The following is a 10,583-nucleotide window of genomic DNA, read 5'->3' on the forward strand; positions in this document are numbered from 1 at the left end:
GGCTGGCCGTGAAATTCAAGGAACCCTGAGTATGCTGCTTTATCGCAAATGGGCTGCCGTGCTAGGCAGGGTACTGGCCGTCATGACGGGCAATACCCTCGCTCAAGATTGCCCGGACGTAGCAGGCAAGGTCGCTGCGTATTCGGGTGAGGCCCTGGCCAGTCAGGGCAATGCGCAAGCGTTTCTCACTGACTATCGCCAGGCGAACTGAACCATGAGCCTGTTACGACAATGGTCATGGGGCCTGGCGATGTTGCTGCTGCCGCTGGTACTGATGGGCTGGAGCAGCATTCAGAGCTGGCGTGCCGACAGCACACTGGAAGAAGCGCACGTGATGCGTCAGTGGCTAGCCAGCCCGAGCGATGAATTGAGGCAGCAACTGCCGCAACAATGGCGCACAACGCCGGTAATCTCGAACGACAGCCTGCGCGGTTACCTGCAACGTGAGGTCGCTCGGGCCGATGCCGACCAGGGTTGGGTGCACACGCGCCAAGTTTTGGCGTTTCTCGGTTACTGGCTGGCGGTCGCGGCCGTGTTGGCGGGCGCAGCTACCTGGTTGAAACTGCGCCTGGATGCCTGGCGCGCGCTGCGCTCGCGGGACTTTCTTTATGATCGCCTGGTCCTGAGCTGGCGCGCACTGGGACAGTGGCTGGTGATCTACACCGGGTTGATCGTGGGGGCGTTGGCGATGACCCTGCTGTATGAAGTCAGCTGGGGTTGGAGCAATCGCCATAACAGCGGCATGATGATACTGCTGGTCGTTGTACCCTTGCTGGTGACGCTGTACCTGGGCGTGCTGTTGATCGGGCGCCTGCGTCGGCAATGGCAGGATATGGAGACACCGGAATCAGGCTTTCTGGGGCGCTCAATCAGCCGGGCCAGTGCTCCGGCCCTATGGGAATGGATCGAGCAGCTAGCCGCCGCCACCAGTGCGCCTGTGCCTGACCACCTCGTGATTGGGGTCGACCAATCGTTTTTCGTCACCAGCGTCCAGGTGGCCCTGCAACCCTCGGGGCAACTGTTGACGGGCCGTACGATGTACTTGCCGCTCACTTTCCTGTCGACCATGAGCCAAGAGGAAACAGCCTCGATTATCGGCCATGAGCTTGGCCACTTCAGCAGCCGCGATACCGAGCGCGGCAGTGAAGCCGGGGCACGGTTCAGCCTGATGTACATGCATTTCCTGAACATCAGTGCGGTGGATGAAATGCCGTCCTGGATCGAACGTCCAGCGATCTGGATGACCTGGCGCTTTTTGCACCACTTCCAAATTGCCGTGCATCACTGGAGCCGTGCGCAGGAACTGGTGGCGGACCGGGTAGGTGCGCAAATTGCCGGTGAGCGGCTCTTTTGCCAAGCGTTGCTGCGCGTCATCGCCCTTGACGCCGAAGTCAACAAACTGCTTGGCCAGCGTATCCACCCCAACTTGATTCAGGCGTTAGCGGAACACCTTCGCCAGGCTCCGCTGATCTTGAACGAGGCGGTGATGGGTCACGCCATCGCTCATCCGTTCGATACCCATCCCCCCACTGCCGTGCGCCTGCAGCAACTGGGCGTGGTTCTTGACGACCAGTTGCTGGCGCAGGCAACACGGGCGCCCACCGCGCACGACCGCCAGTGGTTCAGTCAACTCACTCATAATCCGTAGTCTGCTGTCGATGCCACCGAGAATGGAGTACCGGTATGAACCATCCTGATGATCCACTGGCCAGCCTGGCGCAATCCCTCACCGAGGAGTTCAACCAACACAGCGGCGATCAACTGCAGGCTGCCATTCAGGAACGCGAGGAATGGCTGAGCGCGGTGCCCGCAGTTACCGAACTTGCCTACCCATGCAAGGTGCGTCGCACCCTGTTGCTCTTGTCACTGTTCGCTTTCGTGATGGCCGGCGGGAGTGTTTGGGATGGCAAAAACGCGTTTATGGGAGGGATTTTTGCAATCGTGGCGCTGGTCTTACTTGGCGGCGTGTGGCTGCACCGTCGGGCCGGCGAAGAAATCCTGATGCGCCTGACCCATACCCGCCTGTGGTTTCGCAACCTTGATACAGAAATCGATCTGGTGGATATCAGCGACATCCATATCAAAGAGGGTCGCATCAAGATATGGATCACGCTGACATTGCGCGAGGGTGCCCCCTTGCCCGTCTGCAAAAACGCCGCGGGCCCATTGATGCCTCACGTCAAGATCAAGCGCTCCCGGGAGCCACAGATTTGCTTGACGCTGTTCGGCCTGCAACTGAACGGTACTGTCCTTACGGGCGACCAAGTGCTGGAGATGCTGGACACCTACTGCAATGCGGCGCGTGTCGAAGTTGAGTTGCAGGCGTTGAAAGCTTCCTGAATGGGTAGGGGCCTACGCCTGTCTGTGGCGAGGGGGCTTGCTTGCTCGCCACAGGTATAGGTGTATTCGACCGTTTTAGCGGCTGGCCTCGGTACGCCACAGCACCGGCCAATAAACCTGCTCCAGCCCCATGCAAGTGTTCATTTCAGCCGCATGCGTCAGCGCGAAACCGTTACCGTCGTAGCGCCAGCGCAGCGCAGTGCCACAACCACCCATGCCCATCGCTATTGCCTCACTGCTCAGCTCACCCGTCGCCGGATCAAAATCGACAACGCCGTGGGGCACTCTTTCCGGCAGATTTGGCACTTCGGCCACCAGCGCTGTACGAGCCTGCTCAGGGTGGTCCAAGGGCGTTTGGTAAATATTGTAGAAACAGTTGTAGGCCCCACAGCTGGTTTCGATGATTACCAACGCTTGATCGGCACTCAAGGCAAAGGCTTTTGCTTCTGGCGCAGCGCCGTCACTCAGGTCCTCTTGCCACTCCTTGCGCGTGGCAGCCACCACCGCATCCGCAACCTCTTTTGCCCTGTCCGGGGTCAGCGCAACGGGTGCCTGCCAAGTCGGTACTGACGGCGCAGCAGGTGCTTGCGGCACGCTATTGCCTGGCTCTTGCCCCTTTGAGATCAGTGCGTCCTGTTTACCAACCCGCCCCTGAACCGAGTCGATCAGCAAAAGAGCGGCACTCATCCCGTTTAGCGAGGCAACGGAGGTGCCGCCCTCAATGGGCAAAATCAACTCCCGCCCGTTGCGCAATTCTGCGATCAAGGCGTTGGCCTTCGTTCCGGTCAGAGCAAAAACCTCAGGCACATCACCTTCTTTGAGTTCGCCAGGCTCGAACCGATTTTTCAGCGGTTTGCCATCGAGTGTTGGCTGACCACGGGCGGCGTTGTAGCTGAACACGCCCACCCGCAAGTCGCCCTGCGGGCCGGCTTCACGCGTTACACGCAGGCTAAAGGTCGAGATGCCGACATCGTCGCGGACCGGAACGGCCCCGATAGCCGTGCAGGCGCGGGTGTTATCACAGCCGATAATCCAGTCCTTGATAGACCGCTCCAAAGGGACATCTTCGGCGGCGTTCACGCTGGTAATGACAGCAGTCATCAGGAATATGAGGGGGAGTCGGGTCATCAAACAGGTGCCTGTAGACTGGAAAAAGTGTATTAGGGCAGGGTTCGTCGCTGAAACCCATTGCATGGCTGTTACACACAATAGAAAGACCGCTTGGGACAATCGGCGCAGCGGATGCCAATTCTGGATAAACAGCATGACTCGATGAAAATGGAAGCGCGCACGTGCGGTCGTAGAGCCGGGGGGATTTGAACCCGCGTCTGACCCTTGATTTTGCTTGCCTACAGCCGGGAAGCTGGCATTAAGCTGTCATTTTTATGCATCGTGGAAAATATCTTGGGCCTTTCCTGTAGCCACGTAGTCCGCTAAACCTTGAAGTCGTCTGTAGTATGCCAGAACAATTTTTATGGCTGACAGTGGGTCCATGCTCGCCAGCTCCAGAATATGCGCAGCGCAGTCGTCTAATCCGAACGCCTCACACGTATCGTCCAGTAATTCAACAAGATCAATGATATCTTGGTCCGATAGCTCGATATCTGTATCTGACTTGCTAAGCCAGCCTAGGTTCTGAAGGTGACCATATGCCTTTTTGTAAGCCTCGCGAGCCGGGCTATCTTTGTCATTGATCTCGTTCACTAGTTCGCGGATAGAGTCTGCGACATCCCCGTTCATGTAAAATCTTATTTCCCCTGGTGACGCGTAATCGATTTTACGTATTGCAGCCCTATCTTGGTTTGGGATGTTTCTATACAGTTCTTTGAAGAAGTTTACAGAGCTAAAGCCACCTCTCCACGGATGCTTGTGAAAAAGGGCATTTATTTTTTTGGTGGCCGCTTGGCCAGTTGCGCCGAGAAGAGCAAAGCCGAAGGAATAGCAATCCTGTACCAAGTCGGAAAAGCGTCTCAAGTCGCTGATTTCCCAACGACCGTCTATATCTACTACTTTGAAATCGCTGTTTAAGCTTTCTTCAGCATGGCCCGGAATAAACATTCCCGGCTCTGGTAGAGCATCGGCTGGTAGCTCTTCCACGCTTTTTGTTTTGAATTCTTCTCCGACAGTACCCCAAACTTCTCCAAGCTGATACTTTCCTTTATGTAGCTTGGTCACGACATAGTGCACATCAATTTTTTCAGCATACAGCTGCTTTAGGTGTTCAGTTTTTATTCTGGAGAAATAAAATTTGAATGCGGTTTCGCCGTCGTCGTAGTTAACGCCTAAATATTTATCTCCGTTGTTCGCTCTGGCGAGCGCGATCAAGGGGACATCGTAGCTAAGCAGAATTTTTTCAACTGTTAGCTTAGCCATTGAGAGCCTCGACTTTCCCCGCGATCGCTGTCGGGTCAACTGATTTGTATGGCCACCAATTCACATGCGTAGGTTGGTCTTTGTGCCAGACGCCATAGTCCTTACTAAACGGAACCTCCACAGCATGAGTAAACTTCATCTTAACCATTCGAGGGCTTTTCACGGCTGCTCGACATGCGGCCAGCGAGGTCATTAGCGAAACTGACCTGGCTGAGCATTCGTCCGGGTACTTATGGGTAGATAAGCGTTTACGCTGTGAGTCGAAATCGCTCGCCGTGTGGTTTGGCGCCCTCAGGAGTCTCCATAGCGTAGGTTCGCTTGGCACCGTCACGTTCGCAGGCGGGCAGCTATCAGGCAGGGGCTCGAGAAAATCAAATCCATTTGTTGGCATAAAGCGGTATCCGATGGTGGCATTGTGACTTGGCGCGCATTTTCTATCGGCCGCATGAGGGCGTCAAAGCATTAGTTTTTGTTCTGCGGTATCTATTTGATCAGTAAGCGATTTTTGATTGCCTACTTGCTCGAAGACGGCTTCAGCTCGATTTCCTGCAGTCTCATCCGCAGCGGGCATCCATCTGCCATATACCCTTGCTATCATAGTCCAATCGCTGTGCCCCATTTGCTTAGCCACCCACATTGGGTGCTCGCCCGCCGACAGCATCATGGATGCATAAGTGTGCCTGGTCTGGTACGGGCGACGGTACCTTACACCGGCTCTCTTAATTGCCGGGTGCCACATCGTCTTCCTGATCGGCTGATCTCCGGCCCACCGCTCCAGCGTGCGCGGGTTCTGAAAGACCTCCTCATCGGCCAGGAAGGTATGCTCTTTCTGCGCTTTCAATGCTTCAAGGGCTGGGCGTAGCAGCTTCACTGACCTTCTACCGGCCGTCGTCTTGGTCACCTCCGCCTCACCACCTGCCGCCTGGGTCATTGCCCGGCTGATCATCACTTGCCCCCGCACCCAGTCCACATCTCCCCAATCTAGGGCGACAAGCTCGCTTGTCCGGAGACCTGTCCACAGCGCAAACTGCACCATGTTCTTGGCCTGGCCGCTGAGGGCCGCAAGAATCGCCTGCTGCTCTTCGGGTGTGAATGGGTCCACGTCGTCATCCTTCGGCGGCGCTTCCTTCCGGGCGTATGTCCAGCCGGCCAGTGGGTTGGTGTCGAGCAGCTCCTCGTCGACCGCGTCGTTGAGAGCTGATCGCAGGCAACTCTGAATATTGCTAAGGGTCTTGTTGCCGACCTGTAGCTTGTCCAGCCAGTCTTTGATCGTCTTCCGCTTGAGCGCTGGGACAAGGTGGTGGCCCAGGGCAGGTAAAAGCCGCAACTCCACGATTTTTCGATAGCCTTCGAAAGTGCTGCTGGAGATGTGCTTCTTCTTTGCATCCAGCCACCTGGTTAAGTAGCCACCAACCGTTTCCTGGCTGGTTTCCGGGGCGAACTTGGCAGCCCTGGGGGAGCCCGGGAACGTGACGGAATAGTCGAACGTCCCCTGGGCGATGGCATGCTCGATCGCCGCCTTGTGCAGCTGGGCCTTTTTCAGGTTAGTGGCGGTGGGCTTGAGTGAGACGCGCTCGCGGCACCTAACACCCCGGTACATGAACGTGATCTCGATGCTCGAGTCTGAGACTGCCCTGACCCCACTCCCGCCTCTACCCATGTCTCATATCCTTCCATATCGATAAGCGTCCGGCCGTCCGGCGCTTTCAACCAAATCTCACCAAGCCGCCATATGCCATCGCGGATCTTGGAGCGGATTGCGTCCTCGCTGTAGCCAGACTCGGCAGCAAATTTCCTGACGGTTACGTAGCGCATGTGTCGTCAGTCCTGGTTATTCAGGGGTAGCGAGTGCGCAGAGGCCACGTATCGATTTGTCGTTCTCGGCTTGCTCGCGTAAGCAGCGTCTAACGGTACTGTTGCTCATATCCGAATCCCTTTGACTACTCGGATACAGCCTACGGACGGCTCCCAAGCTTGTGTTTCGCTTTCAGGCAACAAAATCGACGGAAATTAGAAGTCTGGAAATCCCCCTACCAGGGGCATGCACAAGCCGCATGACGCAATCAGATTGCTGGCTGCTCTGAAAGGCCAAAGGCCATAGTCAGATCGGATGCAGCTTTTTCTGCTCAAATGCGATGCGGTTCATTACGCAAACTGGAATTGCGAACCCTTGGAGATTGGTTTTGAGAGTTTCGTAGCCGTCTTCGACGATTCCGCAGGGCACTCCCCGCCGGAAGCGCATTCCCCTGCCGATGTAATTGCGAAGGATGATTTCCCAAGACTCATCGTCGTAGTAGGCGCCCGTGATATCAGCCCAGTTAGCGGTAACACCGCATCCAACAATTCCATCAGATGTCAGGCAGAAAATTTCTACTTGGTTTTCCTGTGTAACAGGTACGGCGTAAATCCGGCCATTCGGCGCTATGGGTGGGAAAGTCTGCCCGTTACCGAGGTGACGAAATTCCATGGTGGATCTCCGGTGCCTTGAGTTGCATAGCACCCTACGCCAGGTCATGGAAAACCCAAGCCGATACAAATCGCGTACAGATGCAGTTGGGTTTCCAGAGGGCCTTCATAAGCTGTGACAATCAAAACAGGGAGTGGCGCCATGGGTAACAAATCAACAACGATCCGAATCGGCTTGCTGGCCGCGACAGTAGCTCTTCTGGCTGGGTGTACTGGCACCCGGGGGGCTAGCACTGTGCAGCTTCCTGAGCCGAAAGATGTACCGAGGGAAAAATGGTCGGATGCTATGCATGTTCTGACCGCCATGGGGATTTCAGGGCAGCGTGACGTTCCAATCGAGCTGGCAGGGGTAGTTGATAGGGCGAGCCCGGCCAGCGGCTCTGGAACAGTGCTCGGGGATGCTGGATTAAGCGCGGTTAGCTTCGCTTCGCCACCTACAAGCTTGAGTGGTGGCGCAGCAGCGGGGATTGGCTTGGGCTTGATGCTGTTGGGTGGCTCGAGCGATCCGGTGCGTGCAACTCAGGTTGTAGCGTGGGTTCCTGCTGACCAGGCAAGCTCGCCGGAGGCGGCGTCTGCTCTTGCATTGCATAAGGTCGAAGATGCTCGCAAGAGAGTTTTTGCCAATGGCTTATCGAAGCTGCCAATGCAGACCGGTAAATATCCTGATGGTCATCACTTCGGCTATGCATCCCTGGCAGATAGTTATGCGGAGCTTCCGATTCCATACAGTGAAGAGGTTGCTAAATCGCCGAGCTTTCTGAGATCGCCACTCAGCTACGGGCCGATCTTCATACGTCACAACCAGTTCACGCTTGATGCCTACAAGAACGACATGACTGCGTCGGAAGCCATGCTGCTTGTATCGCAATATCTGCCTGAGTGGATCTACATCTACCACCCTGGTCAGCGGCTGAGAAAAGATTCGATCCCAGCGGCAATCTTCAATCAGGGCAGGGCGCTCTACTTCGTAGGGAAATAGTTCTGCTGGGTTGTATCGCCGTGGGTTTTCGTATCCTGCGGTGATTTTTGGGTATGCCTTAGCTGATACGTCCGAGAGAAAATTTTCCACGCCGCTCGAATTTTTAAGTAACGATCTAACTGATACGCCCGAAAAACACCACTCAAACTGATACGCGAAAGGGAATCTGATGTTTGTACGCGCTTATCTTCGTGCATCCACTGCCGAGCAAGACGCCAGTCGTGCCCGTGAAGCTCTGCAGCAGTTCGCTGCCGACCATGGCAGGGCCATCGCTGCGCAATATGTTGAGAACGCCAGTGGTGCCAGAACTGACCGAGCGGAGCTGTTGAGACTTATCGCAGACGCCCACAAGGGAGACGTATTGCTGCTGGAAAGCATCGACCGGCTTTCCCGATTGCCGGTTGCTGATTGGCAGGCACTCAAAGCTGCGATTGATTCCAAAGGGTTGCGTATTGTCGCCCTAGATCTTCCGACCAGCCATCAGAGCATGCGAAATACCGCTGGTGACGAATTCACTGACCGAATGCAGGCCGCGATCAACGGCATGATGATCGAGATGATGGCGGCTATTGCGCGCAAGGATTACGAGCAGCGTCGTGAGCGTCAGGCCCAGGGAATTCATCGGGCCAAGGCTTCCGGTGCTTACAAGGGACGGCCGGCTGACAAGAACCTGCATCAGCGCATCGGTGAACTGCTGGGCGCTGGCCTGGGTATTCGCGCGACTGCTCGCCATGCAGGCTGCAGTACCACGACGGTGCTTAAAGTTCGCGACCAGATGATCAGCAGCAATGTGATTTGAATGGGGCGGGCGGGGTTAACGTCTCAAATGTTGTCGCAGTGCGCTGATAATCTTGCTGCGTAGCAGGAAAGTTGCGACGGATACGGCTAGCACTATCCCGCCCCCAAGGCCTCCTAGACGGACGAAGGCAACGATGTTTACTAGGGAAAGAACCATAATGCCGTAGAACTCTGCATTGGCCTTGCCTGCGGCCAGAGCCTGGCGCTCGGTGAGCATCCATTTCGGCGATAGGCAGAAGGGGCATACAGATGACTCGGGATCACCACCGCCTAAGGGAACTCCACCCACATAGAGCGGCGCGGTGGTGATCACCTTCGGAACCATCATCCTCCTACAGCACTGGCATTCAACTTTGCTCACTTTGTCATCCTCCTAGACTGGGCACGTGCTTTAACGTGACTTGATCGCTCACTGATCCAGTTAATCGGCAGTCGAGCTCGGGCCTGTTCCGCTGTGTTTGCTGTTGTCGTGCTTCTTGTCCAAGTAAGCGGCGATCCTGTAACCAATCGCGGCTGTTACCCCCAAGGCGCAGAGCACGCCGAACACCGAATAGATCAGTAGCTCAAACCGGTCCATGTTCTTCTCCCGTGCTGATGGGCATCAGAGTCTAAGAGACTCGTTCACTGTACGGAAACGCATACCAATTTTGCATGCTGGTTCAACGTTCTAGCGCCGGCAACTGGCGGGCGCTGATTCAGTCTGCGAACGCGCTACCGTGACCGAACAACTGTCGCTCATCGAGTCCATGCCGTAAGCATTGCCCATGGCTTCGACGCAGCCATCCATCATCGGCAGCCCGTTGGCCGGGTTGACCCAAGTGTTGTCCATCAAATCCATGAAGCTGCTCTGCAGGCTGCAATTGTCATCCTAAGTCTGCCTGACGGGCTCGACCCAGGCCGCGTTATTGTCGATATGAAGATTGAGCGGGTAGGTCGACGTCTCTTCTTCAGCGGTCAGCGAGTCGGGATACTGGTACCACATGCGCTCACTGCGGATGTTGAGACCGTCATGCAGCACGACTGCTTTCCCCTGGGAGGGATATACCACTGTGGTGTACAGCGGTTTTGTCGGCTGGACGATTGAGCCCATCATGTTGGCAATGGTGGCTAGCAAATTCATGGTAGTGCGCCTTGAGGTAGGTGGGCTCAGTCTCCCCCCGCTCTTGGAAAACCCAAATCTCTGATCAGGCGCTTTTAGGTGGACTGACATCCGCTTCGCGACGCATTGTAAAAAACACGGCTCACCTCCCATCCCTTACTTATGGGAGTCTCGCATGTAACCTCCCATAGAGAAGCTTGCCGATTCGCTGGAAGGGGTGTCGTGAAGTGGTGTTGTGGCTGCAAGCCTCATGAATACTGGGCTTCAGCGTTTTCACGGGCTTTTTTTCAGGTGGTTGGCGTTGTGAAGGGGTGTCGTTAAGAGGTGTCGTGAAGGGGTGTTGTGGCTGCAGGCCTTATGAATACTGGGTTTCAGCGTTCTCAAGGCTTTTTTCAGGTGGTTGGCGTTGTGAAGGGGTGTCGTTAAGAGGTGTCGTGAAGGGGGGGTGGCTGCAAGCCGCATGAATAATGGGCTTCATCGTTTTCACGGGCTTTTTTCAGGTGGTTGGCGTTGTGAAGGGGTGACGTC

General features: G+C 55.8%; 13 protein-coding genes. 5 read left to right on the forward strand and 8 right to left on the reverse strand.

Going from position 1 to position 10,583, the window contains the following annotated elements; translation table 11 throughout:
- Positions 1-31 precede the first annotated feature (31 nt).
- Genes APH34_RS09505 through APH34_RS09515 form a run of 3 tightly spaced genes read left to right on the forward strand, consistent with a single transcriptional unit; the run spans position 32 to position 2,340 of the window.
- The gene (locus tag APH34_RS09505; RefSeq protein WP_054900919.1) at positions 32-211 is read left to right on the forward strand and encodes a hypothetical protein; all 180 of its coding nucleotides are present in this window, start codon (positions 32-34) and stop codon (positions 209-211) included.
- Between the two features lie 3 nt (positions 212-214).
- A complete protein-coding gene (locus tag APH34_RS09510; RefSeq protein WP_054900920.1) occupies positions 215-1,648 on the forward strand; it encodes a M48 family metallopeptidase in 1,434 nt (477 codons plus the stop codon).
- Positions 1,649-1,683: 35 nt separating this feature from the next.
- A complete protein-coding gene (locus APH34_RS09515; RefSeq protein ID WP_054900921.1) occupies positions 1,684-2,340 on the forward strand; it encodes a hypothetical protein in 657 nt (218 codons plus the stop codon).
- 75 nt (positions 2,341-2,415) lie between these two features.
- On the opposite strand, the gene APH34_RS09520 is transcribed toward APH34_RS09515, so the two are convergent.
- The 4 genes from APH34_RS09520 to APH34_RS09535 form a co-directional block, all read right to left on the reverse strand.
- Positions 2,416-3,468, reverse strand: coding sequence for a DUF1176 domain-containing protein (locus APH34_RS09520; RefSeq protein ID WP_054900922.1), 1,053 nt, complete (start codon positions 3,466-3,468; stop codon positions 2,416-2,418).
- A gap of 255 nt (positions 3,469-3,723) precedes the next feature.
- Positions 3,724-4,713, reverse strand: a complete 990-nt coding sequence (locus tag APH34_RS09525) for a hypothetical protein (RefSeq protein ID WP_054900923.1) — start codon at positions 4,711-4,713, stop codon at positions 3,724-3,726.
- 454 nt (positions 4,714-5,167) lie between these two features.
- The gene (locus APH34_RS09530) at positions 5,168-6,373 is read right to left on the reverse strand and encodes a site-specific integrase (RefSeq protein WP_054900924.1); all 1,206 of its coding nucleotides are present in this window, start codon (positions 6,371-6,373) and stop codon (positions 5,168-5,170) included.
- A 441-nt stretch (positions 6,374-6,814) separates the two neighbouring features.
- The gene (locus APH34_RS09535; protein WP_054900925.1) at positions 6,815-7,180 is read right to left on the reverse strand and encodes a hypothetical protein; all 366 of its coding nucleotides are present in this window, start codon (positions 7,178-7,180) and stop codon (positions 6,815-6,817) included.
- Between the two features lie 285 nt (positions 7,181-7,465).
- Between APH34_RS09535 and APH34_RS09540 the strand changes: the two genes are divergently transcribed.
- Positions 7,466-8,158 carry a hypothetical protein gene (locus tag APH34_RS09540; RefSeq protein ID WP_177337018.1) on the forward strand — a complete coding sequence of 231 codons (693 nt, stop codon included), beginning with the start codon at positions 7,466-7,468 and terminating at the stop codon, positions 8,156-8,158.
- Positions 8,159-8,327: 169 nt separating this feature from the next.
- Entirely contained in the window at positions 8,328-8,957 is a 630-nt protein-coding gene (locus tag APH34_RS09545) for a recombinase family protein (protein WP_054900927.1), read from the forward strand.
- A gap of 15 nt (positions 8,958-8,972) precedes the next feature.
- Here APH34_RS09545 and APH34_RS09550 read toward each other — a convergent pair whose 3' ends face one another.
- The 4 genes from APH34_RS09550 to APH34_RS09555 form a co-directional block, all read right to left on the reverse strand.
- Entirely contained in the window at positions 8,973-9,317 is a 345-nt protein-coding gene (locus tag APH34_RS09550) for a hypothetical protein (protein WP_082422758.1), read from the reverse strand.
- A 60-nt stretch (positions 9,318-9,377) separates the two neighbouring features.
- Positions 9,378-9,533 carry a hypothetical protein gene (locus APH34_RS29525; RefSeq protein ID WP_177337019.1) on the reverse strand — a complete coding sequence of 52 codons (156 nt, stop codon included), beginning with the start codon at positions 9,531-9,533 and terminating at the stop codon, positions 9,378-9,380.
- 90 nt (positions 9,534-9,623) lie between these two features.
- Positions 9,624-9,794, reverse strand: coding sequence for a hypothetical protein (locus APH34_RS29215; protein WP_156358075.1), 171 nt, complete (start codon positions 9,792-9,794; stop codon positions 9,624-9,626).
- Between the two features lie 30 nt (positions 9,795-9,824).
- Positions 9,825-10,076 (reverse strand): hypothetical protein, encoded by a 252-nt coding sequence (locus APH34_RS09555; protein WP_054900929.1) that lies wholly within the window; start codon positions 10,074-10,076, stop codon positions 9,825-9,827.
- Between the last annotated feature and the right edge of the window lie 507 nt (positions 10,077-10,583).

The organism is Pseudomonas sp. NBRC 111131 (assembly GCF_001320525.1).
Lineage (GTDB): Bacteria > Pseudomonadota > Gammaproteobacteria > Pseudomonadales > Pseudomonadaceae > Aquipseudomonas > Aquipseudomonas ceruminis.